Here is a 26,202-nt window from a genome sequence, read left to right on the forward strand (position 1 = left end):
CCGCCGTACAATGCCAGGTCATTTCCAGTCTCAGCAACCGACAACGGCCAACCATGCGCACCAGTCAATTTTTGCTCGCCACACAGAAAGAAACCCCTTCCGATGCGGTCGTGGTCAGTCATCAGCTGATGCTGCGTGCCGGCATGATCCGCAAGCTGGCATCCGGCCTCTACACCTGGCTACCGATGGGCCTGCGCGTGTTGCGCAAGGTCGAGGCCATTGTTCGTGAAGAAATGGACGCCGCTGGCGCTCTCGAAATTCTGATGCCCGGCATTCAGCCTGCGGAGCTTTGGCAGGAATCCGGCCGCTGGGAACAGTACGGCCCGGAACTGATGCGCCTGGTCGATCGCCACAACCGTGAATTCTGCCTGGGCCCGACCCACGAAGAAGTCATTACCGACCTCGCACGCAACGAGCTCAACAGCTATAAACAGCTACCGATCAACATGTACCAGATCCAGACCAAATTCCGTGACGAGATCCGCCCGCGCTTCGGCCTGATGCGTGGACGCGAGTTCGTGATGAAGGACGCGTACTCGTTCCACGCCGACAACGCATCGCTGCAAGTCACTTACGATCGGATGCACCTTGCGTACAGCAATATCTTCAGCCGCCTGGGCCTGAAATTCCGTCCGGTCGAAGCCGACAACGGTTCGATTGGTGGTGCAGGCTCGCACGAGTTTCACGTACTGGCCGAATCCGGCGAAGACGATATTGTGTTCAGCAATGGCTCCGACTACGCAGCCAATATAGAAAAGGCCGAGGCAGTCCCTTCCGAGAAGACTCGCCCTGCCGCCACTGAAGAGCTGCGCTTGATCGATACGCCAAATACCAAGACCATCGCGCATCTGGTCGAAGGCTTTGGTCTGCCCATCGAAAAGACGGTCAAGACGCTGGTTGTGCATGCAGCCGAAGAAGGCAAGTTGATCGCACTGATCATTCGCGGCGATCACGAGCTCAACGAAATCAAGGCAAGCCAGCTGGAACAGGTTGCCAACCCGCTGGTGATGGCATCCGAAGCAGAACTTCGGGATGCCATCGGCGCTGGCGCCGGCTCGCTCGGTCCGCTGAACCTGCCATTGCCATGCATCATCGACCGCTCCGTCGAGATGATGAGCGATTTCAGCGTCGGCGCAAACATAGATGACAAGCACTATTTCGGCGTCAATTGGGAACGCGATCTGCCCGTTCCCACTGTCGCCGACCTGCGCAACGTGGTTGCAGGCGACCCTAGCCCGGACGGGAAAGGCACGCTGGAAATCAAGCGCGGCATCGAAGTGGGCCATATCTTCCAGCTGGGCACCAAATACAGCGAGGCCATGAAGTGCCAGGTGCTGGGTGAGAACGGCAAACCGGTTAATCTGGCCATGGGTTGCTACGGCATCGGCGTTTCACGCGTTGTTGCTGCCGCCATCGAGCAGAACAGCGACGAGAACGGCATTATCTGGAACGATACCCTGGCGCCATTCCAGATCGCACTGATCCCGCTGCGCTATGAAACCGACGCCGTCCGCGAGGCGACCGACAAGCTTTATGCAGAGCTGACCGCTGCCGGCTTTGAAGTGCTGCTCGATGACCGCGACAAGAAAACCAGCCCTGGCATCAAGTTCGCAGACATGGAGCTGATCGGTATTCCGCACCGTGTCGTGGTCAGTGACCGCGGGCTTGCCGAAGGCAATCTGGAATACAAGAGCCGTACCGAGTCGCAACCGCAAGCCATTGCGGTCGCGGATGTGCTGTCGTTCATCCAGGGCCGAGTGAAGCGCTGAGCCATAAGACGCACCTGCCTTATATGCAGGTGCGTCGCTCATCACACGCCCAATCCGCATCAGAGATCCCATGTTCAAACGAAGCACCTCAAGCCTCGGCAGCGCCGTTCTGTGCGCCTCTTTTCTTGTCGGCGGCTGTGCCAACCAACTGTCACAACGCAGTGAACACGAGGAGCGCGTCGAGCGAAAACTGCTCGAACATACGCTGCAAGTCGATATTGGCGAACCCAAGACACTGGAGTTGCCGCAACGTCGCGTGCGGATTCACGAGCACAAGTCTTTCGAGGTCACCGATTACGAGGTGACCCGGCACTATGACCGTTACACGCCTTATCAGCCGTGGCGGGAGATTTACGAGATCCCACTGGGCGCGGTTGCAGTGGTGGCTGGCGTCGGTGCGAATGTGGTCAACGTGTTTGCGCTGGGCAATTTGCCCGAAAGCATGACCAAGGACTGGATTCACTATGGTGTGGCAGGACTTAACCCGTTCATGAACGCCCCTTCTCACGGCCGCGCTCAACAGAACCTTGCGAGCATCGACGAAGTACAGAAGGACAAGCGGATCGAGAACTCCACATTGCCGTGGAATGAACGCCCGGTCATCGTCAAGGCCGGGACAGAAACCCATGAGCTGAGTACCGACCGTAATGGCATCCTGCGCATTAACCTGCTGGACAGCCCGTTTGCAGAACAGGACCTGAGCCGTATCACGCGTCTCTACATAAATGTCGAAGACGACCAGGACAGCGCTCACGCCAGTGAAAGCTTGCCGATCAGTCACTCGCTGCGCGGTAAATTACTGGAAGCGCACGCCCTGATCTATGACGACCTTGAGGATGACGAAGTCAGCCAATGGGTGCATCGTGTCAAACGTCTTTCTGATATGGGCCTGGAGGAAGAAGCCAGCGAGCTGGAGCAAAGCCTGATCGAACTGACACGCAACGATCCGCAACTGCAGACCGAGTTTCTCAAATCACTCGCCAGAGACGCCGGCCGCCTGGTCGCAGTACCTGCGCAGAGCCAATAGCGCGTGCGGCTGCGGGCCCACACCGCAGCCATCCGTTATCGCGAAAACAATTCCAGCTGCTCGTGCGCGGCACGCAAGTCGTGCAAGCGCACGCCAACCCCCAGCAGCCGAACCGGCCTGCCACCCCGCGCAAACGCCTGCGACAGCAACTGCTCGTAACTGCCCAGATCCCTCCCGGCGCCGGACTGCTCAAGCGTCGTCTGGGTGAAATCGTGAAACTTCACTTTGACGAATGGTTTGCCAGGACGGTACTGCCCCTCCAGCCTCTCCATTCTGGTACCCAGTGTCTCCAGCAGGGCAGGCAGCTTTTCGAGACAAGCGGCCAGATCGGGCAGGTCCGTGTCATACGTATTTTCGACACTGACCGATTGACGCCGGCTGTCGTTCTGCACAGGCCGGTCATCTATTCCATGCGCCAGACTCCAGAGACGCTCACCAAAACTGCCGAAGTCGCGAACCAACGCAAGCTTGCTGCGGCTTCGCAAGTCTGCGCAATCAAGAATACCTAACCGACCCAGCTTGTCTGCCGTGACTTTTCCTACGCCATGAAGCTTGGTCACAGGTAACGACGCGACGAAGTCCTCAACCTGGTCCGGTGTGATCACGAACAGGCCGTTGGGCTTTTTCCAGTCGCTGGCAATCTTGGCCAGAAACTTGTTGGGCGCGACGCCCGCCGACACAGTGATATGCAACTGCTTCGAGACCCGACGCCGAATATCCTGGGCGATGCGCGTGGCGCTACCGGAAAAGTGGCCGGCGTCGGACACGTCCAGAAAGGCCTCGTCGAGAGACAAGGGCTCTATCAGGTCGGTGTAATCCCGAAATATGGTATGAATTTCTCGTGATGCTTCTTTATAAGCCTCCATGCGCGGTTTGACGATGGTCAGGTCCGGACACAGCGTAAGCGCATGACGAGATGACATCGCGGAGCGCACGCCATAAGCACGCGCCTCGTAATTGCAGGTTGCGATCACCCCGCGCCGCTCAGCCGAGCCGCCCACTGCCAGCGGCTTGCCTGCGAGATCGGGCTCGTCACGCATTTCAATGGCTGCATAGAAGCAGTCACAGTCGATGTGGATGATCTTGCGTTGCGTCATGACCTGATGCGACTTTGGAATCAATGGCTGCGCAGTATCTCACCCGTATCAATAAGTGACACTCAATCATGCAAAGGCCATCCGAAAAATTGCCTTTACCGCCCTGCTACGCCACTCAAATGACCCGGCCCCCCCGTCATACGGGCGTCAAAGCCAGGTCGATGAGTCACGCTGCCTCGCTAACCGATTGAAGAAAAAGCATTTTTTTAAAACTAGCCATTGACACCCCGCCATCTCTCTGTAGAATGCCGGCACACAGACGCGGGATGGAGCAGTCTGGTAGCTCGTCGGGCTCATAACCCGAAGGTCGTCGGTTCAAATCCGGCTCCCGCAACCAAACATCAAGAAAGGCTACTCGAAAGAGTGGCCTTTTTTGTTTCCGCTTGAAAAACACCCTCCCAAACCTTGGTCTACAGATCTGTGATATCTGAGCACCACCAAGGGCATTGCACGACAAAGCGCACAATATGCTACTCATTTGCCTGCTTTGTGGATTAAGGGTTGACACTTCAGCGTTCGGCTGTAGAATGCCGCCACACAGACGCGGGATGGAGCAGTCTGGTAGCTCGTCGGGCTCATAACCCGAAGGTCGTCGGTTCAAATCCGGCTCCCGCAACCAAACATCAAGAAAGGCTACTCGAAAGAGTGGCCTTTTTTGTTTCCGCCGGAAAAACATTCCAGGCCGCGGCTAACTGTCTGACAAAAAAGACTATTTACCAGACCCTTTGAAACCCTATCATCACATCTGTAACGTAATGCTTTCATTGACGACAGTTTTTGCATGCGCTGCCGATAGGCTTATTACTAGGCTGATCACGACTGAACCGTAGCTGAACAGCTTCAACCAGCTCGATTCGCTATTCGCTCGTTAGGCGTTGACGCGCTAACATCCTGAAATATTTTTTGCGTAGGGATTGGTAACTTGGCTGTATACCTCCATCCTGTCGCGCACGATCCAAGGAGTGATTGATGCGCGACAACACGTCCGATTCCAATAAAGCTGTTGATGCAGAACAACCAAGCACCCCACCGCGCCTGCATTGGCGGGAGCTGCTAAGCAAATACCGACAGCCTATAGGGCTGGCGGTGATGCTGCTGTTGTTCGGCCTGGCCCTGATTGCCTGCCGCCACATGCTGGTCGAAATGGACTGGTATGCGCTGCACGACTCACTGTTCGCGGTTCCATTGCCCGCCTTGGGCGGGGCACTGGCAGCCGCGGTGGTGGGTTACATCATTCTGATGGGCTATGAACTGTCAGCCAGCCGCTACGCCAACGTCGACCTGCCGGTCAAAACCCTGATTCTCGGCGGCTTTACATCGTTTGCCATCGGCAATGCGGTGGGCCTGTCGATGCTGTCGGGTGGCTCGGTTCGCTATCGGCTGTACTCGCGCTACGGCGTGGGTGCCATCGAGATCGCGCGCATGACGGTGTTTGCCAGCCTCTCGCTGGGCTGCGCATTGCCACCGCTGGCCGCACTGGCGACGCTGAGCAATCTTTCCGGTGCCTCACTTGCCCTCAAGTTGCCGGTCGATGTTCTCGCCGTCATCGCGACCGCGGTTCTGGCTGGCAGCCTGCTGCTGGCGCTGTTCGTCTACCGCCGCCGCCTGCCGGAGCAGGATATCCCGCACAACATTCTGGTCCGCCTGGGTCGGCGCACACTGCGCCTTCCAGACCTGAAGCTGACGCTGATCCAGCTGGTTATCACCGCGCTGGACGTCGCCGCAGCAGCGATGGTGCTTTACCTGTTGCTGCCCCACGCGCCACCGCTCGGCGCGTTCATCCTGATCTACCTGCTGGCACTCGCTGCCGGTGTGCTCAGCCACGTGCCCGGTGGCGTGGGCGTGTTCGAAGCCATTTTGCTGGCGGCCTTCGCCAACGAATTGGGTGCCGCACCGCTGGCCGCTGCATTGCTGCTGTACCGCCTCATATATGTGGTGCTGCCGCTTCTGCTGGCCTGCCTGACCTTGCTGTTCACTGAAGCCCAGCGCCTGCTGCCGACCAGGCAAGCCATGCGCGTTGCCTCGGGGTTGGCTGCGCCAATTCTGGCACTACTGGTTTTCTTGTCGGGGGTGGTGCTGCTCTTCTCTGGTGCCACCCCTGAGATCGATACCCGGCTTGAAAACGTAGGCTTCATGATTCCGCACCGGCTGATCGACGCGTCGCACTTCGGCGCCAGCCTGGTCGGTGTCTTGTGCCTGTTGCTCGCTCAAGGCTTGCGTCGTCGGTTGTCCGCAGCCTGGATGCTGACCGTCATTCTGCTCCTGGTGGGCGCCGTGTTGTCGATGCTTAAAGGCTTCGACTGGGAAGAGGCCAGCATGCTCCTGCTGACCGCAGGCCTGCTGCTGACCTTCCGCCGCTCGTTCTATCGTCCCAGTCGTCTGCTGGAGCTGCCGTTCTCGCCGCTTTATCTGATCGCCAGTGTTTGTGTGGTCGGCGCATCGATATGGCTGCTGCTGTTCGCCTACCAGGATGTGCCTTACAGCCATCAGCTGTGGTGGCAATTTACCCTGGACGCAGACGCCCCGCGCGGCCTGCGCTCGGCACTCGGCAGTGCAGTGCTGCTGGTGGTGGTTTCGCTGACCTGGCTGCTGCGCACTGCGCGACCTGTTATCAAGCTGCCGGATGCGGCTGACCTGGACAAAGCCGCCGAGATTCTCAAGGCATCCAGCCAGCCAGACGGCGGCCTGGTGCTGACCGGCGACAAGGCCATCCTGTTTCACCCTGCTGGCAATGCGTTTCTGATGTACTCGCATCGCGGGCGCAGTCTGGTGGCGCTCTACGACCCGATCGGACCGACCCAGCAACGCGCGGAGTTGATCTGGCAGTTCCGCGACCTGTGCGACGTGCATCATGCTCGTCCGGTGTTTTATCAGGTTCGCGCAGAAAACCTGCCGTTCTACATGGACATCGGCCTGACAGCGATCAAGCTGGGTGAAGAAGCACGTGTGGACCTGCAACGTTTCGACATCGACGCCAAAGGCAAGGAAATGAAAGACCTGCGCTACACCTGGAATCGGGGTGGCCGCGATGGGCTTTCGCTGGAGATCTATGAGCCGGGTCAGGCGCCTATCGACGAGCTGAAAGTGATTTCCGATGCCTGGCTGACCGGCAAGAACGTCCGCGAAAAAGGCTTTTCGCTCGGTCGCTTCAGCCCGGAGTACCTCAAATACTTCCGCATCGCCATCATCCACTTTCAGGGCAAGCCAGTGGCCTTCTCCAACCTGCTGGAAACCACCAGCCCGGAACTGGCCAGCCTGGACCTGATGCGTTCTCACCCGGACGCACCGAAACTGACCATGGAGTTCATGATGGTCGGTCTGATTCTGCACTACAAAGCCCAGGGTTATGCGCGCTTCAGCCTGGGGATGGTGCCTTTGTCCGGCCTGCAACCGCGACGCGGCGCGCCGATCACTCAGCGTCTTGGCTCGATGATCTTCCGCCGCGGCGAACAGCTTTACAACTTCCAGGGGCTGCGTCGCTTCAAGGACAAGTTCCAGCCCGATTGGGAACCTCGTTATATGGCCGTGCCTGCCGGACTTGATCCGCTCGTGGCACTGGCTGACACCGCCGCCCTGATTGCGGGCGGTCTGACTGGATTGGTGAAACGCTGATGATTCGACGCTCCTGGCGCCTTTTGCTCGCAGCACTGGCAATTGTTCTGTTTATCGTAGCTTCGGGGGTATGGATCTGGACCCGCCCCGCTCCACCCGCTTCGCTGGAACATCTGGACCTGGAAGGCGGCGCGCCGCTGACCAGTGTGACGCCGGCCACCAGCATCAAGACGCGCATCGCCCTGGCGGTCACCGCTGAAGACATGCTCACCGACAAGCAGTTGCTGGCGATCAGCAAGGATGCTTCGGCACGCATCATTCAGGTGGTATTGCCAAAGGATGACTGTGTCTTGCAACAGAAGACCTTTCAAGCTGCCCTGCAGAAGCTCGACGGTCCTGCGAAGGTAGTTGGCGGGATAGGCCCTGGCGCAACGCTGGCATGGCGCTGGCTGGCCGAACAGACGGACGACAAGGCACAGGCCATCTCTGTAGGCTTTGCCCTCGAGCATGCTTCGAACCCGCCTCCGGTGCTTGAAGAGGGTGAGACAGCACCGCAGATCTGTGACGTGGCATTGCCGCAAAAAGCCCCGCACGGCCACTGGCTGGCGGCCTGGAACGATGCACCGGATGATCCGAGCGCCGCTTTCGTACGCGACCAGACCAACGCCGACACCAGCATCAGCGATTACGACATTCCGCTGCCGCAGGTCCTCAATACCGAACTGCGTCACTTGCTGCTCGGTGAAAACGACAGCGGCGGCCTGGGTATCCCGGTGGTTGAAGTCCCGGCCAGCCAGCCTTCCGATACCGTGACGCTGTTCATGTCCGGTGACGGCGGCTGGCGCGACCTGGACAAGGTCGTTGCCGGCGACATGGCCAAGATGGGCTATCCAGTAGTGGGCATCGATGTATTGCGCTACTACTGGGAACACAAGACGCCAGAGCAGACCGCTACCGACCTGACCGACCTGATGAACCACTACAGGCAGAAATGGGGCACCAAGCGCTTCATCCTGGCTGGCTACTCGTTTGGCGCGGACGTGATGCCTGCGATCTACAACCGCCTGGCTACGGATGACCAGAATCGTGTCGATGCAATCATTCTGCTCGCCTTTGCACGCACCGGCAGCTTCGAGATTCACGTCGACGGCTGGCTCGGAAACGCAGGCAAGGAGGCCACCACCGGACAGGAAATGGCCAAACTGCCTGCCGCCAAGGTGTTCTGTGTCTACGGCATCGAAGAGAAGAAAGACAGCGGCTGCACCGACACCACCGCCGTCGGCGAAGCGGTTCAGTTGCCTGGCGGTCATCACTTCGACGAAGACTATCCGGCACTGGCCAAGCGCCTGATCGACGCCATCAACAAGCGTCAGGGCAAGGCTACCGCCCAGTAAGCTTCATTTATCGAAGTCTGCAGGCACAAAAAATCCCGGCACCGTGAGGTTGCCGGGATTTTTTTGTCCATGCTGACTGGCTTTACAGCAGCAGGTTACATCTCGACCTGTGTACCCAGCTCGATCACACGGTTGAACGGCAGCTTGAAGAAGCGCAGGTTGCCGTTTGCGTTCTTGAGCATGAAAGCGAACAGCGCCTCACGCCAGCGAGCCATGCCATCCATTTTTGAAGGGATGACCGTTTCGCGACTGAGGAAATAAGTGGTACGCATCGGGCTGAAGTCCAGCTCGGCCAGATGACACAGCGCCAGCGCAGCAGGCACATCCGGCTCGTCGATAAAGCCGAAGTGCAGGATCACCCGATAAAAGCCTTCGCCATACGACTCCACTTCGAAGCGCTCGGCGGCAGGCACACGAGGCGAGTCTTCATACACCACCGTCAACAGCACGACCTGCTCATGCAACACCTGGTTATGCAGCATGTTGTGCAGCAACGCGTGAGGGACAGCGTCCGAACGTGCGGTGAGGAACACCGCAGTGCCCTGCACACGATGCGGCGGCTGGACACGAATGCTGCCGATGAAGATCGGCAAGGGCAGCCCGCCTTCGTCGATACGCTCGGCGAGCAATTGCTTGCCACGCTTCCAGGTGGTCATGAGAATAAACAGCACTGCACCGGCGAGCACCGGAAAGGCACCGCCCTGAAATATCTTCGGCACGTTGGCGGCGAAGAACAGACCGTCCACCAGCAGCAGGCAGATCAACAGCGGAACAGCCAGCAAAGGCGGCCATTTCCAGAGCATCAGCATGACCGTCGACACCAGAATCGTGGTGCAGAGCATGGTCCCTGTGACCGCCACACCATACGCAGAAGCCAGCGCGCCGGACGACTCGAAACCGATCACCAGCATGATCACGCCCGCCATCAGCGCCCAGTTCACGGCACCGATGTAAATCTGGCCCTGCGCGTCACTTGAGGTGTGCTGGATATGCATTCTGGGGATATAACCCAGTTGAATTGCCTGCAACGTCATCGAGAAAGCGCCGGAAATCACTGCCTGAGAAGCAATGATGGTGGCCATTGTCGACAGACCGATCAGCGGCAGCAGCGCCCAGCCCGGCGCCAGCAGGTAGAACGGGTTGCGCACTGCTTCCGGGTTATCCAGCACCAGCGCGCCCTGACCGAAATAGTTGAGCAGCAGCGCGGGCAGCACGAGGATGAACCAGGCACGCGAGATTGGCTTGCGGCCAAAGTGCCCCATGTCGGCGTACAGTGCCTCGGCCCCGGTCAGCGCCAGAACCACAGCGCCCAGAATGGCGACGCCGATCCCAGGATGGATGATGAAGAAATTCAGGCCCCACGCCGGGTTAACCGCTTTCAGCACCTCCGGCGACTGCATAATGCCGTAGACACCCAACGCGCCCAGCACCAGAAACCAGACGACCATCACCGGCCCGAACAGTACGCCGATGCGCGCTGTGCCGTGCCGCTGAATGAGGAACAGCCCCACCAGCACAACCAGCGCCATCGGCACGATCCAGTGATCCAGGCCATCGAAGGCCAGCTCCAGACCTTCCATCGCCGAAAGGACCGAGACTGCCGGGGTGATCATGCTGTCACCGTAGAACAGTGCCGCACCGAACAATCCGAATACCACCATCATCATCTGCAGCCTGGGGTGCTTGGCCGAAGCCCGCCGCGCCAGGGCCATCAGCGCCATGATGCCGCCCTCGCCCTGGTTATCGGCACGCAGGACAAACGCCATGTACTTGAAGGACACCACCCAGATAAGCGACCAGAAAATCAGCGACAGCACGCCGAGAATCGCGTCGTGGTTGACTTCCACACCGTAGCCCCCCTGAAACACCTCTTTCAGCGTGTACAGCGGACTGGTGCCGATATCCCCGTAAACCACGCCGACAGCGGCGATCAACAACCCGATCGGTTTCGCCGTGCCTCCGGCCTCCGCATGACTGTTTGCTTGACTCATCCACTACTCCAGATAACCAGACATGAGGTTCAACAGACTGAGAACATCACAACACGTAACAATTAAGATTCAGCCAGACATTGACACGTCTGGCCACGATGGCGCGAAGCATAACGCAGCACTCGTCTTAATTCTCTTTCTAACGCTGGTCATCCCGCCCGCCCACCGCTAGAATTGCGCACTTTTTGATCAGAGGCGCCCCAAGCGCCCAGTCGGTGCCCGCGCTTTGCGTTCGGGCGCCCTTCACGCCGAGGTTTGCCATGTCCACCGTTACCACGCCGTCCGCCCCCAAGGTTGGATTCGTTTCTCTGGGTTGCCCCAAGGCGCTCGTTGATTCGGAACGCATCCTGACTCAACTGCGCATGGAAGGTTACGAAGTCGTTGCGACCTACGAGGACGCCGACGTGGTCGTGGTCAATACCTGCGGCTTCATCGACACGGCCAAGGCAGAGTCGCTGGAAGTGATCGGCGAAGCCATCAAGGAAAACGGCAAAGTCATCGTCACCGGCTGCATGGGCGTCGATGCGAGTGTCATTCGCAGCGTGCACCCGAGTGTGCTGTCGGTCACCGGCCCGCAGCAATACGAGCAAGTGGTCAATGCCGTGCACGACGTCGTGCCGCCGCGCCAGGATCACAACCCTCTTATCGATCTGGTGCCCCCACAAGGCGTCAAACTGACCCCGCGCCATTACGCTTACCTGAAGATCTCCGAAGGCTGTAACCACAGCTGCAGCTTCTGCATCATCCCGTCGATGCGCGGCAAGCTGGTCAGCCGTCCGGTGGGCGATGTGCTGGACGAAGCCAAGCGTCTGGTCAAATCCGGCGTGAAGGAGCTGCTGGTGATCTCTCAGGACACCAGCGCGTATGGCGTCGATGTCAAATACCGCACCGGTTTCTGGGACGGCCAGCCGATCAAAACGCGCATGACCGAGCTGTGTCAGGCGCTGGGTTCGATGGGCGTCTGGGTTCGCCTGCATTACGTCTACCCGTACCCGCACGTCGATGAGCTGATTCCGCTGATGGCGGCAGGCAAGATCCTGCCGTACCTGGACATCCCGTTCCAGCATGCCAGCCCGAAAATCCTCAAGCTCATGAAGCGTCCGGCCTTTGAAGACAAGACCCTGGCGCGCATCAAGAACTGGCGCGAACAGTGTCCCGATCTGATCATCCGCTCGACCTTCATCGTCGGCTTCCCCGGTGAAACCGAAGAGGACTTCCAGTACCTGCTTGACTGGCTGACCGAAGCCCAACTGGACCGCGTCGGTTGCTTCCAGTATTCACCGGTCGAAGGTGCTCCTGCCAATCTGCTGGATGCGGCCATCGTGCCGGATGACATCAAGCAGGATCGCTGGGATCGTTTCATGGCCCATCAACAGGCAATCAGCGCCGCTCGCCTGCAAATGAAGATCGGCAAGGAAATCGAAGTGCTGATTGACGAGGTCGATGATCGTGGTGCCGTCGGCCGTTGCTTCTTCGATGCTCCGGAAATCGACGGCAACGTGTTCATCGGCCTGGAAGACGGCAGCAACGTCCAGCCTGGCGACAAGATCATGTGCCGCGTTACCGACGCCGACGAATACGACCTGTGGGCCGAAATGCTCTGACACCGGTCAAAGCGCTATCAAAAGCCCTGCCCTTAAAATGGCAGGGCTTTTTTGTCTGTTGGTGTTGTCTATGGACGACAGGCCGAGCGGAGGATGGCGTGATGCAGCTATGTGCACCTGATGTGAAGGATTATCCGGAAATGATAGAGGTGTGGGAGCGCTCGGTGCGCGCCACCCACGACTTCATGCCGGACGCGTATGTCGTCCGGCTCAAGGGCTTGCTCACTCAGTACCTGGACAGCGTGACGCTGTTCTGTATGCGTAACGACAAGCACGCCATCACCGGCTTCGCGGGCGTGAACCGGGGGCGGCTGGACATGCTTTTCATTGCCCCCGAATACCGCAATCAGGGTATTGGCACGCAACTGCTGCAACATGCCGTCAACCATTTCGGCATCACTGAGCTGGACGTGAACGAGCAGAATCCCAAGGCGTTCGGCTTCTATTGCAAACAGGGATTCGAGGTCGTCAGCCGCTCGGAAGTCGATGGCCTAGGCCAGCCGTACCCCATGCTCAGGATGCGCCTGAACAGACGCAATTGATGTGGATTGCCAGGCAAATGCAATGTTGCCGCGATTAACCGGCCTTTGGCGGTTACAATGGCGCCTTTCTACTTATCAAACGGCTTTTTTGTCATGACAGACCCCATTCGCCTTTCCAAACGCCTTATCGAGCTGGTCGGTTGCTCCCGCCGGGAGGCCGAACTGTTCATCGAAGGGGGCTGGGTCACTGTGGATGGCGTGGTTATCGAAGAGCCACACTTCAAGGTCAGCACGCAGAAAATCGAACTGAGCCCGGACGCGAAGGCCGACTCTCCGGAACCGGTAACGATCATCCTGCACAAGCCCGCCTCGGCAAGCGCCGAAAGCGCCTTGCAGATGATCACGCCAGGCACGCTTTCCGAAGAGCACAGCTACAGCAAGCGCCCGCTCAAAGGCCACTTCATGCGCCTGGAAGCCATTTCGAGTCTGCAAGCCAATGCCAGCGGCCTGATGGTGTTCAGTCAGGACTGGAAAATCCTGCGCAAACTCACCGATGACCGTAGCAAGATCGAACAGGAATACGTGGTGGAAATCTCGGGCGAGATGGTTGCCCACGGCCTCAATCGCCTGAACCACGGCCTGACCTACAAGGGCAAGGAGCTGCCGGCCGTAAAGGCCAGCTGGCAGAACGAGAACCGTCTGCGCTTTGCCATGAAAAACCCGCAGCCCGGCATCATCGCGCAACTGTGCGAAGCCGTTGGCCTGAAAATCGTTGCCATTCGCCGCATCCGCATCGGCGGCGTGTCTATGGGCAAGCTGCCCGAAGGCCAGTGGCGTTACATGACGACCAAGGAAAAGTTTTAATTCCTTCCGACATCCCCCTATTACAGCGCGCGTGATCACTGTCATGCGCCGCCGACTTACCAGGAAACACGCCCCATGATGAACAACGACGTACTGCGCAGCGTGCGCTACATGCTCGATATCAGCGACAGCAAAATTGTCGAGATCATCGGCCTTACCGGTTTTGAAGTGTCGAAAAGCGACGTCATCGCTTTCATGAAGAAAGAGGAAGAAGAAGGCTATCTGGATTGCAGCGATGAAATCATGGCGCACTTCCTGGACGGGCTGGTCTACTTCAAGCGTGGCAAGGACGAAAGCCGCCCTGCACAGCCGATCGATCTGCCGATCACCAACAATATTGTCCTGAAAAAACTCCGCGTAGCCTTCGAACTGAAAGAAGACGACATGCATGCAATCCTCAAGTCCGCAGAGTTTCCAGTGTCCAAACCTGAGCTGAGCGCGCTGTTCCGCAAGGTCGGCCACACCAACTACCGCGCGTGCGGCGATCAACTGCTGCGCAACTTCCTCAAGGGTCTGACCCTGCGTGTCCGCGGCTGAAGCGGCTGACACCATGAGCTACAACGTCTCCCCTGTGGGCTTCGTGCGCTCCTGCTTCAAGGAGAAGTTCGCCATCCCGCGCCAGCCACAGCTGGCGCCGGCAGCGCGAGGCGTGCTGGAACTGATCGCACCTTTCGATCAGGGCGAGGCTGTTCAGGGGCTGGAACAGGTCAGCCATGTCTGGTTGCTGTTTCTATTCCACCTGGCACTGGAAGACAAGCCACGCCTGAAAGTGCGCCCGCCCCGTCTCGGGGGCAATCAGTCGATGGGCGTATTTGCGACACGCGCCACGCATCGCCCGAACGGTATAGGGCAATCGGTGGTCAAGCTGGACAAGGTCGAACCCGGCCGGCTCTGGTTGTCGGGCATCGACCTGCTGGATGGTACGCCAGTACTGGACATCAAGCCTTATGTGCCCTATGCCGATGTCATCGCCGACGCAACCAACCACATGGCCAGTGCCGCGCCAGCCTTGATCCCGGTGCAGTGGCAGGACGCCGCGCTGATGCAAGCCCGAACACACGCTCTACGCCTCAACGAGCCCTTAGTCGAGCTGATCGAACAATGCCTGGCTCAAGACCCGCGACCGGCTTACCAGCTACCCACGCCAGAGCGCCGCTATGGCGCGCAGTTCTGGGACCTGGACGTACGCTGGCATTACCCGCAGACCGGCGTCATCTGCGTCATTGAAGTAGTGCCGGCAACATTTCCCACGCAATAAAAAACCCGCCTGATCCGATCAAGGACAAGGCGGGTCTTGTGAGAGCGGTCTACTTCTCGACGAATGCACGCTCGATCAGATAGTCACCAGGCTCACGCATACGCGGAGAAACGGTCAGACCGAAGCTGTTCAGCACTTCGCTGGTTTCGTCGAGCATGCTCGGGCTGCCGCACAACATCGCGCGGTCGTCCTGAGGGTTGATCGGTGGCAGACCGATGTCGCTGAACAGCTTGCCACTGCGCATCAGGTCAGTAAGACGGCCTTCGTTCTCGAACGGCTCGCGGGTGACCGTCGGGTAGTAGATCAGCTTGTCGCGCAGCGCTTCGCCAAAGAATTCGTTCTGCGGCAGATGCTCGGTGATGAACTCACGATAGGCGACCTCGTTCACGTAGCGCACGCCGTGGCAGAGGATGACCTTCTCGAAACGCTCATAGGTCTCAGGGTCCTGAATGACGCTCATGAACGGTGCCAGACCGGTGCCCGTGCTCAACAGGTAAAGGTGCTTGCCCGGCTTCAGGTCATCCAGCACCAGCGTGCCCGTAGGCTTTTTGCTGATGATGATTTCATCGCCTTCCTTCAGGTGCTGCAACTGGGAGGTAAGCGGGCCGTCCGGCACCTTGATGCTGAAGAATTCCAGATGCTCTTCCCAGTTGGGGCTGGCAATGGAGTAGGCACGCATGAGCGGACGACCATTGGGCTGCTGCAGACCGATCATGACGAATTGACCGTTCTCGAAACGCAAGCCAGGGTCGCGGGTGCACTTGAAACTGAAGAGGGTGTCGTTCCAATGGTGGACGCTGAGGACACGCTCGTGGTTCATGTTGCTCATGTACGTGAGGACTCCTGAAAAAATAGTGCGCGCAGAAGCACTGCGCTATTGCGCGACATTCTAGTGGCAGACAGAATATCTGTTAAATGGATTATCAAGATATAGGTTATCGGTTATATAGATATGCAATTTACTCTACGTCAGCTTCAGGTTTTCGTCGCCGTGGCCCGGCAGGAAAGCGTATCCAAGGCAGCTGTGCTGCTTTCGCTTTCACAGTCGGCTGCCAGCACATCCATCACCGAACTGGAGCGCCAGTCCAGCTGCCAGCTGTTTGACCGCGCCGGCAAGCGGCTCAGCCTCAATGCCACGGGCAGACAGCTGCTGCCGCAGGCGGTTGCGCTGCTGGACCAGGCCAAGGAAATCGAGGACCTGCTCAATGGCAAATCAGGTTTCGGCTCGCTGGCGGTCGGTGCCACCCTGACCATCGGCAATTATCTGGCAACCCTGCTGATCGGCGGCTACATGCAGCGCCATCCGGAAAGTCAGGTCAAGCTGCACGTCCAGAACACCGCGCACATCGTGCAACAGGTTGCCCATTACGAGATCGACCTGGGGCTGATCGAAGGAGATTGCAGCCATCCGGACATCGAGGTGCAATCCTGGGTCGAAGACGAACTGGTCGTGTTCTGCGCGCCTCAGCACCCGCTGGCAAAGCGTGCGCATGTAACGCTTGAAGAGCTCACCCATGAAGCCTGGATTCTCCGCGAACAGGGCTCAGGCACACGACTGACGTTCGATCAGGCCCTGCGCCATCATCGCAACAGCCTGAATGTCCGGCTCGAACTGGAACACACCGAAGCGATCAAACGGGCGGTCGAGTCAGGGCTGGGCATTGGTTGTATTTCCAGGCTGGCGCTGCGGGATGCATTTCGTCGCGGCAATCTGGTGGAGCTGGCCACACCGGAGCTGGACCTGTCACGCCAGTTTTATTTCATCTGGCACAAGCAGAAGTATCAGACTTCCGCCATGCGTGAATTTCTCGAACTGTGCCGCGCGTTCACTGCCGGCGTGCAGCGCAGCGACGAGATCGTGTTGCCAAGCCTCTACTGAGCAGACTCAGCCCAGCAAAACGATGCCCCAAACCAGCGCAATCATGCTCAGGGCGATGAATTGGGCGGCACTGCCCATGTCCTTGGCATTCTTCGACAACGGATGCAGGTCCAGCGAAATACGGTCGATGGCCGCCTCGACAGCAGAATTGAGCAGCTCCACGATCAACGCCAACAGGCACACAGCAACCAGCAAGGCGTGCTCGCCCTTGCTGACGTGCAGAAAAAACGACAGCGGGACCAGAACCACATTCAGCAGCACCAACTGACGAAAAGCGGCTTCGCCTTTGAAGGCAGCGGTCATGCCATCGATGGAATAACCTGCAGCATTGAGAATACGTTTAAGGCCGGTTTGGCCTTTGAAGGGCGACATAGAGGGCTGCCGTGCAAAAAAAGATGAGGAAAACTAAGGCAATAAAGGTCAAAAAAGCGTGAATACGAGCTACATGGCCTACCTTCAGCTGGAAGAGATGGATTCAAGCTGCTGCAACAGCAATGCCGCCTGAGTGCGCGTACGCACGCCAAGCTTGCGAAAAATCGCCGTGACATGGGCTTTGATAGTCGCCTCGGACACGCTCAGCTCGGAGGCGATCTGCTTGTTCAGCAAGCCTTCGCACACCATGGTCAGCACGCGGAACTGCTGAGGCGTCAGGCTGGCAAGCCCTGCGCTCGCCGCTTTTGCTTCATCCGAGACACTGATGACTTCATTGACCTGCGGCGGCCACCAGACTTCGCCATCCAGTACGGTCCGGACTGCCTGCTGGATAACTTCCAGCGAACTGGATTTGGGGATAAACCCGCTGGCCCCAAACTCTCTGGAGCGCACCACAATCGACGCCTCTTCCTGAGCAGAGACCATCACCACCGGTATTTGCGGGTACTGGCCACGTAGCAGGACCAGCCCGGAGAACCCATAGGCGCCCGGCATGTTCAGGTCCAGCAGAACCAGATCCCAGTCGCCCTTCTCGTCCAGACGAGATTCAAGCTGTGCAATGCTCTCTGCCTCGACCAGCCGTGCCTCAGGCCCTAGGCCAATGGTCAGCGCCTGACGCAGCGCACTGCGAAACAGGGGGTGATCATCAGCGATCAGGATGTCGTAGGTCATGTAATGATCCTGTTTTTATAGTGAGTGGCCGACAAAAGCGGCCGCTCAAAGGCTGGCGGCAAGTGCCGCGGCAGACCCGATGAATCGGCTTCCAGGCGGCGCCAAGCATGCCCAGCAACACCATGACGGTCAAGCGCGAAGCGCCGTCGACTGCGCACAAAGATGGCAATCGGCCCAACACGTGCCACCTGATACTGCAGCGCAGCATGACACCCTTCAAATGAAGGGCTTCAAATGAGTGTGAGCGGCGTCATCCGGATCTATCGGACGCTGAAACTTGGCGCCTAAATAGTGCGCACTGAATACATCCAGATAAGCGTCAAGCACGCCACTGGCGCTCACGTCCTCGGCCAGTTCCAGGCACAGAGCCGCCACTTCCGCGGTGCAGAAGTGATCGTCACGTCTTGACCGACGCAGGCGATAACGCGAGATTTGCTCGGGCACGAGGCTCAGCACCGGAAACCTTTCAAGATAAGGGCTTTTGCGAAACATCTTGCGTGCTTCGGTCCAGGTGGCATCCAGCAAAATGAACAGCGGGCGCTTGCCCTCCTCCGGCGAGACCTGCGTGACCACACGCTCGCTGGCGACAAACTCGCCGGGAAAGACGATATACGGCTGCCATTGCGGGTCATCCAGCAAGGCCTGCAACTGCTCATCAATCTCGACACGCGACCAGCCGAAGGCATAGGTGTCTTCGATGACATCGGCAATCAGCCAGCCAGTGTTGGTCGGCTTCATAGGCTCGGTGTCATACATCAGCAAACACATGCCCGATCGGGCGGCCACCGTTGGCCGCCATTCACACAGGCAATAGCTGGCAATGACCCGGCAGGCCGGACAGCGCGGCGCACGCGATCCACGGGCAATAAACGGTTTGGTGCTGCGTGCCAGACGCTCGTCACGCAGACGCGAAACGGCATGGCTCATCGCTGGGCACGCCAGCGGGGGGAATACATCGACACCACAGAGACTCGGCAGGGATAAAGTGCGCGCAGTTTATCAGAGCGACAGCGCTTGAACCCGCTTTCGGCCTAGGCCGCTGGATTAGTCCTGCTCTATACTGCTGCGCCACGGCTCCGCCGCTCGCTTGGCGGGCTGACCGGAACGCACTTTGAAGTCGCTGGTCCAACAGCCAGCCACTTAATCAGGAGAGTTAAATGCTGCGCCTTATCGCACCTACCCTTACGCTTTTGCTCGTTGCTCCGCTGTGCGCTCAAGCGGCGTCGAAACAGGAGTTCGAACTCAGCAAGATGCTGGAAAAAGTCGCTAAGGAAAGCAGTGTCGGCACGCCGAGAGCGATCAACGAGGATATTCTGGATCAGGGCTATACCGTCACTGGCAATCAGTTGATCAACCACTTGAGTGTCCGCGAAGGCCAGGCAAGTCAGATGCGTGCCAACCCGGACGTGATGCGTAACCAGCTGGGCAACAGCGTATGCCACAACAACGGCTTTCGTCAGTTGATGACCAAAGGCGCTGTACTCAAGTATCAGTTCACCGAGTACAAAACCAATCGCCCGGTTGCGGCCCAGACTTTCCAGGCCTCGGACTGCGCAGCCAAGCCCAAGCAGTAAACAGTCCTTTCACGCGATAACCTCACTTCTGCCCCGCGCGCCTGACACATCAGGCGCGCCAGTTCGGTAACGCCAAGACATCCTGCAACTAATCCGCTCTGACTCAAACAGGGAATGGGTAGCCTTTCTCCGAAAACCGGGACATCATCGATTCAACAAGCCCTGGCGGGCCATTGACTCTGCAGGAGGAAAAATCCCGAATGCCGTATGTACCTGATGATCTTCTATCCCGACATTTTCAAAGCAACGGTCTCGACCTGACCGCCAAGATCGAAGCGCATATCAATGAAGTGGCACCCGGCACGCGAAATCTGCCGCTGTATCGCGACATGATGCTTACCGTGTTGCGCATGGCTCAAGACGACCGCAACCGGTGGGACGTCAAGATAACCCTGCAGACCCTGCGTGAACTGGATAAAGCCTTTCGTGTGCTGGAGCGCTTCAAGGAGCGTCGTAAGGTCACAGTCTTCGGCTCCGCTCGTACGCCCATAGAGCACCCGCTATATGCACAGGCCCGAGATCTGGGCGAGAAACTCGCACAATCGGACATGATGGTCATCACCGGCGCAGGTGGCGGCATCATGGCGGCCGCTCACGCAGGTGCGGGCCTGAAACACAGCCTGGGTTTCAACATCACCCTGCCTTTCGAGCAACACGCGAACCCGACCGTCGATGGCACCGACAACTTGCTGCCTTTCCACTTTTTCTTCACCCGCAAGCTGTTTTTCGTCAAGGAAGCTGATGCACTGGTGCTGTGCCCAGGCGGGTTTGGAACGCTGGATGAGGCACTGGAAGTACTGACACTGATACAGACTGGCAAAAGTCCGCTGGTGCCGGTCGTGCTGCTGGACACTCCAGGCGGAAGCTTCTGGCAAGGTGCGCTGGATTTCATCAAGAATCAGCTACAGGACAACCACTACATCCTGCCAGCCGACATGAAGTTGATGCGACTGGTCTACAGCCCCGGCGAAGCAGTGGAAGAGATCAACCAGTTTTACAGCAACTTCCACTCCAGCCGCTGGCTGAAGAACAAGTTTGTGATCCGTATGCATCACGCACTCAGTGAGCAAGCGTTGGAACATATGCAGGAGGCTTTCGTCGACCTGTGCATCAATGAAAACTTCCATCAGCACAGTTATCAGGGCGAGGAACATGATGAAGCGCAATTCAGCCATCTGACGCGGCTTGCATTTACCTTTACAGGGCGCAACCAAGGCAGGCTTCGGGAATTGGTGGACTACATCAACTTGCAGGAAAACTGGGCTGATGCTTCAGCGACAGGCAGGACTGCGTAAATCAGGCGCCACACACAACGCTCTGATTGATCAATCATCACCACCACGGCCGCTTAGCAAGCGGCCGATCATGTCCAGTGGGTATCCTCGAGAACTCAAAAACCTCCCTTGCCTGGCGCGTTCTCGAGCATCAACGGGTAATGCACCGGCAAATTTGCGCTGCCAGACATCCTGAAGCTTTTCTTGCCAGTCCACCCCGCATTCCTTGAGCGCCTGCTCGATATCAGCGCGTTGCAAACCACGCTGATTCAGCTCTTCTCGAATACGAACAGGGCCATAGCCCGAGCGCGCCCGGTAAGAGACAAAGCTTTCAAGGTAACGAGATTCAGAGAGCAGACCTTCTTCGACCAGCCGGTCGAGGGCGGCTTCGATGAGCTCCGGAGGAGCGCCGCGCTGACGCAATTTGCGCGTCAGCTCGACTCGACCGTGCTCGCGTCGCGCGAGCAGGTCCATTGCAGTGCGCCGTATGGCGACAGGCGTATCAAGCACAGCGGCCATGGGTATCAGATATCGGCGTCTGCTTCGGCCACGTCAGCGGCAACTACCGCTTCACGGGAACCTACTGCCTTGGTATCTACGCCTGGGGTGAGCAGCTTATCGCGAATCTGCTTCTCAAGCGCTTTGCAGATTTCCGGGTTATCTGCCAGGAACTTGGCCGAGTTGGCTTTACCCTGGCCGATCTTGCTGCCTTGGTAGCTGTACCAGGCACCGGACTTCTCGACAAAACCGTGCAGGACAGCCAAGTCAACGATCTCACCGTTCAGGTAGATACCCTTGCCGTAGAGAATCTGGAACTCGGCCTGACGGAAAGGCGGTGCAACCTTGTTTTTAACTACTTTGACGCGGGTCTCACTGCCCACAACCTCGTCGCCTTCTTTCACCGCACCTGTGCGGCGGATGTCCAGACGTACCGAAGCGTAAAATTTCAGAGCGTTACCACCGGTGGTGGTTTCCGGGCTACCAAACATCACGCCGATCTTCATGCGGATCTGGTTGATGAAGATCACCAGGCAGTTAGCATTCTTGATGTTGCCGGTGATTTTGCGAAGAGCCTGCGACATCAGACGCGCCTGCAGACCTACGTGCATGTCACCCATCTCGCCTTCGATCTCGGCCTTGGGCACCAGCGCAGCCACGGAGTCGACGACAATTACGTCAATGGCGTTGGAACGCACCAGCATGTCGGTGATTTCCAGCGCCTGCTCGCCGGTGTCCGGCTGCGAAACCAGCAGGTCGTCGACATTGACGCCCAGCTTGCCTGCGTATTCAGGGTCCAGAGCGTGTTCGGCATCGACGAACGCACAGGTAGCACCCATTTTCTGGGCTTGCGCGATGACCGACAGCGTCAGCGTGGTTTTACCGGAAGATTCCGGACCGTAGATCTCGACGATCCGGCCTTTTGGCAATCCGCCGATACCGAGTGCGATATCCAGACCCAGAGAACCAGTGGAGATGGCCGGAATCGCTTGGCGGTCATGGTCGCCCATGCGCATCACGGCACCTTTACCGAACTGACGCTCGATCTGACCCAAGGCCGCAGCCAAGGCTTTCTTCTTGTTGTCGTCCATTGAAGTCCTCACGTAATCAAATTCAATTAGGGCCTTGATGGCCACAACACCTGTATAAGTAGACAGTATTATTCCACAGCGATGAGCGCGCGCCTACCCCTGTTTTGGCATTTCTCCATGTGCAAGCTGTATCAGCCCGTGTAGCGCGGCTTCGACCGTCTGCCGACGTACCTGATCGCGGTCGCCATCGAACCGGTGACATTGCGCAACAAGCGCCTCACCATCGCCCCAGCAGAGCCATACCGTACCGACTGGCTTGTCGACCGACCCGCCGCCCGGCCCCGCCACGCCACTGACCGCCACGGCGTATCGAGCGCCACTTTCACGCTGCGCACCTCGCACCATGGCTTCGACGACCGGCTGGCTGACCGCCCCCACCTGAGCGAACAATGCCTCCGGGACACCCAATTGTCGGGTCTTCTGAGCGTTCGAGTAAGTCACATAGCCTGCCTCGAACCATGCGGAGCTGCCGGCGATGCGCGTAATTGCCTCCGCAATACCGCCTCCCGTGCAGGATTCGGCGGTGGTCACTTGAGCGCTCATTGCGTCTAGAAGCTTGCCCAAGGTATCGGCAAGCCCGGTTATCTGATCCACGACGTTCTCCTGTTCATGCACAAGACCTGCAGCAAATGCTCACCAGAGCAGTGCAGCAACCCTGCAATGGCCGATTGATCAGTCAGTTTTCCTGCGCTCCGGTTTTTTGACCGTTTCAACCGTGGTTTCTCTCGGTCTTTTTTTGGCTTCTTCCAAAGGAATGAATTGCCCGTTGACAGAGTCTCTGGCCCTCTTCTTTTTCATATAAAATCCTTTTTTATCAAGGAGCATTCGACTATCGAATGCCGACGCTGAAAGTCTATACGGCAAATCGACGTTCAGGGCCGCCGGGAAACGTCTGGTCATCAATGAACAGCCGTCACGCCAGAACTGCACCACCTGATCGTGCGTGATAACCTTGCGACCATCGCAAATACCCGGCAGACGCCCTTGATTCAAAGAGGGATCGCTCGTCATGCCTCAGGGTTGCCCAACCCCCTTCTCAAGAACTTGCCTAAGCCACTGATGAATAAAGCAATTTCCGACCTCTCCTCACACACTCCGATGATGCAACAGTACTGGAAACTCAAAAACCAGCACCTGGATCAGTTGATGTTCTATCGCATGGGCGATTTTTACGAGATCTTCTACGAAGATGCGAAAAAAGCCGCCAAACTGCTGGATATCACCCTGACCGCACGCGGTCAGTCGGCAGGCCAGAGCATTCCCATGTGCGGGATTCCCTACCATGCCGCCGAGGGCTACCTGGCCAAACTGGTGAAGCTGGGCGAGTCGGTGGTCATCTGCGAGCAAATCGGCGACCCGGCGACCAGCAAAGGCCCGGTGGATCGTCAGGTAGTGCGGATCATCACACCGGGGACCATCAGCGACGAGGCGTTGCTGGATGAGCGCAGGGACAACCTGATCGCAGCCGTGCTCGGCGATGAGCGCCTGTTCGGCCTTGCCGTGCTGGACATCACCAGCGGCAACTTCAGCGTGCTGGAGATCAAGGGCTGGGAAAACCTGCTTGCCGAGCTGGAGCGTATCAATCCTGTAGAATTGCTGATCCCGGACGACTGGCCGCAAGGTCTGCCGGCGGAGAAACGCCGAGGCGCCCGCCGTCGTGCCCCGTGGGATTTCGAGCGCGACTCGGCTCATAAAAGTCTGTGTCAGCAGTTTTCGACACAGGACCTCAAAGGTTTTGGATGCGAAAACCTGACCCTGGCCATTGGCGCTGCGGGGTGCCTGCTCGGCTATGCCAAGGAGACCCAGCGTACTGCCCTGCCGCATTTGCGCAGCCTGCGTCACGAGCGTCTTGACGATACCGTGATCCTCGATGCCGCCACACGCCGCAACCTGGAACTGGACATCAACCTGTCTGGTGGCCGCGACAATACCTTGCAATCGGTCATGGACCGTTGCCAGACAGCGATGGGCACGCGACTGCTGACCCGCTGGCTGAACCGCCCGTTGCGCGACCTGCCGATTCTTCAGGCGCGCCAGACGTCGATTGCCTGCTTTCTGGATCGCTACCGCTTCGAGCACCTGCAACCGCAGCTCAAGGAAATTGGCGACATCGAGCGGATTCTGGCCCGTATCGGTCTGCGCAACGCCCGGCCCCGCGATCTTGCGCGGCTGCGTGATGCCTTGAGCGCCCTGCCAGAGCTGCAAAAGGCGATGGCGGACCTGGACACGCCGCATCTGCAACAACTGGCGCAGACGGCCAGCACCTATCCGGAATTGGCTGACCTGCTGCAACGCGCAATCATCGATAACCCTCCCGCGGTGATTCGTGACGGTGGCGTTTTGAAGACCGGGTACGACGCCGAACTGGATGACCTGCAATCGCTGAGTGAAAACGCCGGGCAGTTTCTGATTGATCTGGAGGCTCGGGAAAAAGCCCGTACCGGCCTGGCCAATCTGAAGGTGGGTTACAACCGCGTACACGGCTACTTCATCGAGCTGCCGAGCAAGCAGGCCGAACAGGCGCCGCCTGACTATATACGTCGCCAGACCCTCAAGGGCGCCGAGCGCTTCATTACGCCGGAACTCAAGGAGTTCGAAGACAAGGCGCTGTCGGCAAAAAGCCGTGCCCTGGCACGCGAGAAAATGTTGTACGAAGCGCTGCTCGAGGACCTGATCGGCCACCTTGCGCCGCTTCAGGACACTGCAGGGGCGCTGGCCGAGCTGGACGTGCTAAGCAACCTTGCAGAGCGCGCTCTGAACCTGGACCTCAACTGCCCGCGATTCGTCACTGAACCCTGCATGCGCATCGAACAGGGCCGTCACCCGGTGGTGGAGCAGGTACTGAGCACGCCATTCGTCGCCAATGACCTGGCACTGGACGACAGCACCCGCATGCTGGTCATCACCGGCCCGAACATGGGTGGTAAATCGACCTACATGCGTCAGACAGCACTGATTGTGCTGCTGGCCCACATCGGCAGCTTCGTGCCCGCAGCCAGTTGCGAGCTGTCACTGGTGGACCGGATCTTTACCCGTATCGGTTCCAGTGACGATCTGGCTGGCGGCCGCTCGACGTTCATGGTCGAAATGAGCGAGACAGCAAACATCCTGCACAACGCCACGGACAAGAGCCTGGTGCTGATGGATGAGGTGGGACGCGGCACCAGCACCTTCGACGGCCTGTCGCTGGCGTGGGCTGCTGCCGAATGCCTTGCGCAACTGCGTGCCTACACGCTGTTCGCAACGCACTATTTCGAGCTGACGGTTCTGCCGGAAAGCGAGCCGCTGGTGAACAACGTGCACCTCAATGCCACCGAGCATAACGAGCGAATCGTCTTCCTGCACCGTGTGCTACCGGGGCCAGCCAGCCAGAGCTATGGCCTGGCGGTTGCGCAGCTTGCGGGCGTTCCGGGGAAAGTCATCACACGTGCCAAAGAGCACTTGCAGCGCCTGGAAACCACCAGCCTGCCGCACGAACAGCCAAGGGCGAAACCCGGCAAACCCGCGATCCCGCAGCAGAGCGATATGTTCGCAAGCCTGCCGCACCCAGTACTGGATGAACTGTCGAAGATCAAGGTCGATGACCTGACCCCGCGACAGGCGCTGGATTTGCTCTATACATTGCAAACTCGACTGTGACGCGAAGCATTACATACTGTTAGAATCCCGCGCGGTTTGGGATGCTCTCGGCTTTTAGCCTGGCCGAGCTGTTTTTCGAGCCGCGTGAAAACGCAGCGAACCAAG

General features: G+C 58.4%; 23 protein-coding genes and 2 tRNA genes. 15 read left to right on the forward strand and 10 right to left on the reverse strand.

Translation table 11 applies throughout. The annotated features are described in order from the left end of the window. Positions 1 to 53: 53 nt before the first annotated feature. Together POR16_RS17225 and POR16_RS17230 are read left to right on the forward strand one after the other, a co-directional pair. The gene (locus POR16_RS17225) at positions 54 to 1,769 is read left to right on the forward strand and encodes a proline--tRNA ligase (RefSeq protein ID WP_005891967.1); all 1,716 of its coding nucleotides are present in this window, start codon (positions 54 to 56) and stop codon (positions 1,767 to 1,769) included. A 70-nt stretch (positions 1,770 to 1,839) separates the two neighbouring features. Beyond that, on the forward strand, positions 1,840 to 2,796 hold the full coding sequence (locus POR16_RS17230; protein ID WP_005891966.1) for a hypothetical protein: 957 nt from the start codon (positions 1,840 to 1,842) through the stop codon (positions 2,794 to 2,796). A 35-nt stretch (positions 2,797 to 2,831) separates the two neighbouring features. On the opposite strand, the gene dinB is transcribed toward POR16_RS17230, so the two are convergent. Then, the gene (gene dinB / locus POR16_RS17235) at positions 2,832 to 3,893 is read right to left on the reverse strand and encodes a DNA polymerase IV (RefSeq protein WP_024670220.1); all 1,062 of its coding nucleotides are present in this window, start codon (positions 3,891 to 3,893) and stop codon (positions 2,832 to 2,834) included. 260 nt (positions 3,894 to 4,153) lie between these two features. On the opposite strand from dinB, the gene POR16_RS17240 reads away from it, so the two are divergent. The 4 genes from POR16_RS17240 (at position 4,154) to POR16_RS17255 (ending at position 8,839) form a co-directional block, all read left to right on the forward strand. Then, a tRNA-Met gene (locus tag POR16_RS17240) sits at positions 4,154 to 4,230 on the forward strand. Positions 4,231 to 4,435: 205 nt separating this feature from the next. Continuing rightward, positions 4,436 to 4,512: transfer RNA gene (locus tag POR16_RS17245), tRNA-Met, on the forward strand. Between the two features lie 350 nt (positions 4,513 to 4,862). After that, entirely contained in the window at positions 4,863 to 7,505 is a 2,643-nt protein-coding gene (mprF, locus tag POR16_RS17250) for a bifunctional lysylphosphatidylglycerol flippase/synthetase MprF (RefSeq protein ID WP_005891960.1), read from the forward strand. Beyond that, positions 7,505 to 8,839 carry a virulence factor family protein gene (locus tag POR16_RS17255; RefSeq protein WP_024670219.1) on the forward strand — a complete coding sequence of 445 codons (1,335 nt, stop codon included), beginning with the start codon at positions 7,505 to 7,507 and terminating at the stop codon, positions 8,837 to 8,839. The genes mprF and POR16_RS17255 overlap by 1 nt, the downstream gene beginning before the upstream one ends. A 95-nt stretch (positions 8,840 to 8,934) precedes the next feature. Here POR16_RS17255 and POR16_RS17260 read toward each other — a convergent pair whose 3' ends face one another. Continuing rightward, positions 8,935 to 10,830, reverse strand: coding sequence for a potassium transporter Kup (locus POR16_RS17260; protein WP_122381099.1), 1,896 nt, complete (start codon positions 10,828 to 10,830; stop codon positions 8,935 to 8,937). Between the two features lie 260 nt (positions 10,831 to 11,090). Here POR16_RS17260 and rimO point away from each other — a divergent pair, with 260 nt between their 5' ends. The 5 genes from rimO (at position 11,091) to tsaA (ending at position 15,038) form a co-directional block, all read left to right on the forward strand. Further along, on the forward strand, positions 11,091 to 12,434 hold the full coding sequence (gene rimO / locus POR16_RS17265; protein ID WP_005891943.1) for a 30S ribosomal protein S12 methylthiotransferase RimO: 1,344 nt from the start codon (positions 11,091 to 11,093) through the stop codon (positions 12,432 to 12,434). Positions 12,435 to 12,535: 101 nt separating this feature from the next. Beyond that, the gene (locus tag POR16_RS17270; RefSeq protein WP_005891941.1) at positions 12,536 to 12,976 is read left to right on the forward strand and encodes a GNAT family N-acetyltransferase; all 441 of its coding nucleotides are present in this window, start codon (positions 12,536 to 12,538) and stop codon (positions 12,974 to 12,976) included. 93 nt (positions 12,977 to 13,069) lie between these two features. Next, the gene (locus POR16_RS17275) at positions 13,070 to 13,780 is read left to right on the forward strand and encodes an rRNA pseudouridine synthase (RefSeq protein ID WP_005891938.1); all 711 of its coding nucleotides are present in this window, start codon (positions 13,070 to 13,072) and stop codon (positions 13,778 to 13,780) included. A gap of 75 nt (positions 13,781 to 13,855) precedes the next feature. Next, positions 13,856 to 14,317, forward strand: a complete 462-nt coding sequence (locus POR16_RS17280; protein ID WP_005891935.1) for a YehS family protein — start codon at positions 13,856 to 13,858, stop codon at positions 14,315 to 14,317. 13 nt (positions 14,318 to 14,330) lie between these two features. Further along, positions 14,331 to 15,038, forward strand: coding sequence for a tRNA (N6-threonylcarbamoyladenosine(37)-N6)-methyltransferase TrmO (gene tsaA, locus POR16_RS17285; protein WP_024670217.1), 708 nt, complete (start codon positions 14,331 to 14,333; stop codon positions 15,036 to 15,038). A 49-nt stretch (positions 15,039 to 15,087) separates the two neighbouring features. On the opposite strand, the gene fpr is transcribed toward tsaA, so the two are convergent. After that, positions 15,088 to 15,867 (reverse strand): ferredoxin-NADP reductase, encoded by a 780-nt coding sequence (gene fpr, locus POR16_RS17290; RefSeq protein WP_002554680.1) that lies wholly within the window; start codon positions 15,865 to 15,867, stop codon positions 15,088 to 15,090. A 123-nt stretch (positions 15,868 to 15,990) separates the two neighbouring features. Between fpr and POR16_RS17295 the strand changes: the two genes are divergently transcribed. Continuing rightward, positions 15,991 to 16,917: a LysR family transcriptional regulator gene (locus POR16_RS17295; RefSeq protein ID WP_005891929.1), complete on the forward strand. Its 927-nt coding sequence runs from the start codon at positions 15,991 to 15,993 to the stop codon at positions 16,915 to 16,917. A gap of 6 nt (positions 16,918 to 16,923) precedes the next feature. Here POR16_RS17295 and POR16_RS17300 read toward each other — a convergent pair whose 3' ends face one another. The 3 genes from POR16_RS17300 to POR16_RS17315 all read right to left on the reverse strand — a co-directional run bounded on the left by POR16_RS17300 (position 16,924) and on the right by POR16_RS17315 (position 18,948). After that, a complete protein-coding gene (locus tag POR16_RS17300; protein ID WP_005891927.1) occupies positions 16,924 to 17,289 on the reverse strand; it encodes a diacylglycerol kinase in 366 nt (121 codons plus the stop codon). An 84-nt stretch (positions 17,290 to 17,373) separates the two neighbouring features. Further along, the gene (gene erdR, locus POR16_RS17305) at positions 17,374 to 18,021 is read right to left on the reverse strand and encodes a response regulator transcription factor ErdR (protein ID WP_024671764.1); all 648 of its coding nucleotides are present in this window, start codon (positions 18,019 to 18,021) and stop codon (positions 17,374 to 17,376) included. 216 nt (positions 18,022 to 18,237) lie between these two features. Further along, the gene (locus tag POR16_RS17315; RefSeq protein ID WP_005891916.1) at positions 18,238 to 18,948 is read right to left on the reverse strand and encodes a tRNA-uridine aminocarboxypropyltransferase; all 711 of its coding nucleotides are present in this window, start codon (positions 18,946 to 18,948) and stop codon (positions 18,238 to 18,240) included. A gap of 230 nt (positions 18,949 to 19,178) precedes the next feature. Between POR16_RS17315 and POR16_RS17320 the strand changes: the two genes are divergently transcribed. Next, positions 19,179 to 19,595: a quorum-sensing-regulated virulence factor family protein gene (locus POR16_RS17320; RefSeq protein ID WP_005891914.1), complete on the forward strand. Its 417-nt coding sequence runs from the start codon at positions 19,179 to 19,181 to the stop codon at positions 19,593 to 19,595. A gap of 200 nt (positions 19,596 to 19,795) precedes the next feature. Next, positions 19,796 to 20,890 (forward strand): LOG family protein, encoded by a 1,095-nt coding sequence (locus tag POR16_RS17325; RefSeq protein WP_024671765.1) that lies wholly within the window; start codon positions 19,796 to 19,798, stop codon positions 20,888 to 20,890. Between the two features lie 30 nt (positions 20,891 to 20,920). On the opposite strand, the gene recX is transcribed toward POR16_RS17325, so the two are convergent. The 4 genes from recX to POR16_RS26330 all read right to left on the reverse strand — a co-directional run bounded on the left by recX (position 20,921) and on the right by POR16_RS26330 (position 23,469). Beyond that, positions 20,921 to 21,388 (reverse strand): recombination regulator RecX, encoded by a 468-nt coding sequence (gene recX, locus POR16_RS17330; protein ID WP_005891904.1) that lies wholly within the window; start codon positions 21,386 to 21,388, stop codon positions 20,921 to 20,923. A 5-nt stretch (positions 21,389 to 21,393) separates the two neighbouring features. Continuing rightward, positions 21,394 to 22,458, reverse strand: a complete 1,065-nt coding sequence (recA, locus tag POR16_RS17335) for a recombinase RecA (protein ID WP_005891902.1) — start codon at positions 22,456 to 22,458, stop codon at positions 21,394 to 21,396. A gap of 93 nt (positions 22,459 to 22,551) precedes the next feature. Continuing rightward, the gene (locus tag POR16_RS17340) at positions 22,552 to 23,052 is read right to left on the reverse strand and encodes a CinA family protein (RefSeq protein ID WP_024691312.1); all 501 of its coding nucleotides are present in this window, start codon (positions 23,050 to 23,052) and stop codon (positions 22,552 to 22,554) included. 78 nt (positions 23,053 to 23,130) lie between these two features. Continuing rightward, the gene (locus POR16_RS26330; protein ID WP_005891894.1) at positions 23,131 to 23,469 is read right to left on the reverse strand and encodes a hypothetical protein; all 339 of its coding nucleotides are present in this window, start codon (positions 23,467 to 23,469) and stop codon (positions 23,131 to 23,133) included. Between the two features lie 60 nt (positions 23,470 to 23,529). Here POR16_RS26330 and mutS point away from each other — a divergent pair, with 60 nt between their 5' ends. Beyond that, positions 23,530 to 26,097, forward strand: a complete 2,568-nt coding sequence (mutS, locus tag POR16_RS17350) for a DNA mismatch repair protein MutS (RefSeq protein ID WP_193566956.1) — start codon at positions 23,530 to 23,532, stop codon at positions 26,095 to 26,097. Positions 26,098 to 26,202: the final 105 nt, after the last annotated feature.

Origin of the sequence: Pseudomonas coronafaciens pv. oryzae str. 1_6, from assembly GCF_000156995.2 — a bacterium.
In the GTDB taxonomy this organism is placed as follows: domain Bacteria; phylum Pseudomonadota; class Gammaproteobacteria; order Pseudomonadales; family Pseudomonadaceae; genus Aquipseudomonas; species Aquipseudomonas tremae.

Bases quoted from the DNA above. Each gene is read 5' to 3' on its own strand.
- recX (WP_005891904.1), bottom strand. From the start codon at position 21,388: ATGGCCGCTGTGCTTGATACGCCTGTCGCCATACGGCGCACTGCAATG.
- POR16_RS17260 (WP_122381099.1), bottom strand. From the start codon at position 10,830: ATGAGTCAAGCAAACAGTCATGCGGAGGCCGGAGGCACGGCGAAACCG.
- rimO (WP_005891943.1), top strand. From the start codon at position 11,091: ATGTCCACCGTTACCACGCCGTCCGCCCCCAAGGTTGGATTCGTTTCT.
- POR16_RS17230 (WP_005891966.1), top strand. From the start codon at position 1,840: ATGTTCAAACGAAGCACCTCAAGCCTCGGCAGCGCCGTTCTGTGCGCC.
- erdR (WP_024671764.1), bottom strand. From the start codon at position 18,021: ATGACCTACGACATCCTGATCGCTGATGATCACCCCCTGTTTCGCAGT.
- mprF (WP_005891960.1), top strand. From the start codon at position 4,863: ATGCGCGACAACACGTCCGATTCCAATAAAGCTGTTGATGCAGAACAA.
- POR16_RS17270 (WP_005891941.1), top strand. From the start codon at position 12,536: ATGCAGCTATGTGCACCTGATGTGAAGGATTATCCGGAAATGATAGAG.
- POR16_RS26330 (WP_005891894.1), bottom strand. From the start codon at position 23,469: ATGACGAGCGATCCCTCTTTGAATCAAGGGCGTCTGCCGGGTATTTGC.
- POR16_RS17320 (WP_005891914.1), top strand. From the start codon at position 19,179: ATGCTGCGCCTTATCGCACCTACCCTTACGCTTTTGCTCGTTGCTCCG.
- recA (WP_005891902.1), bottom strand. From the start codon at position 22,458: ATGGACGACAACAAGAAGAAAGCCTTGGCTGCGGCCTTGGGTCAGATC.
- dinB (WP_024670220.1), bottom strand. From the start codon at position 3,893: ATGACGCAACGCAAGATCATCCACATCGACTGTGACTGCTTCTATGCA.
- POR16_RS17325 (WP_024671765.1), top strand. From the start codon at position 19,796: ATGCCGTATGTACCTGATGATCTTCTATCCCGACATTTTCAAAGCAAC.
- fpr (WP_002554680.1), bottom strand. From the start codon at position 15,867: ATGAGCAACATGAACCACGAGCGTGTCCTCAGCGTCCACCATTGGAAC.
- POR16_RS17295 (WP_005891929.1), top strand. From the start codon at position 15,991: ATGCAATTTACTCTACGTCAGCTTCAGGTTTTCGTCGCCGTGGCCCGG.
- POR16_RS17255 (WP_024670219.1), top strand. From the start codon at position 7,505: ATGATTCGACGCTCCTGGCGCCTTTTGCTCGCAGCACTGGCAATTGTT.
- POR16_RS17275 (WP_005891938.1), top strand. From the start codon at position 13,070: ATGACAGACCCCATTCGCCTTTCCAAACGCCTTATCGAGCTGGTCGGT.
- POR16_RS17280 (WP_005891935.1), top strand. From the start codon at position 13,856: ATGATGAACAACGACGTACTGCGCAGCGTGCGCTACATGCTCGATATC.
- POR16_RS17315 (WP_005891916.1), bottom strand. From the start codon at position 18,948: ATGAGCCATGCCGTTTCGCGTCTGCGTGACGAGCGTCTGGCACGCAGC.
- POR16_RS17300 (WP_005891927.1), bottom strand. From the start codon at position 17,289: ATGTCGCCCTTCAAAGGCCAAACCGGCCTTAAACGTATTCTCAATGCT.
- tsaA (WP_024670217.1), top strand. From the start codon at position 14,331: ATGAGCTACAACGTCTCCCCTGTGGGCTTCGTGCGCTCCTGCTTCAAG.
- POR16_RS17225 (WP_005891967.1), top strand. From the start codon at position 54: ATGCGCACCAGTCAATTTTTGCTCGCCACACAGAAAGAAACCCCTTCC.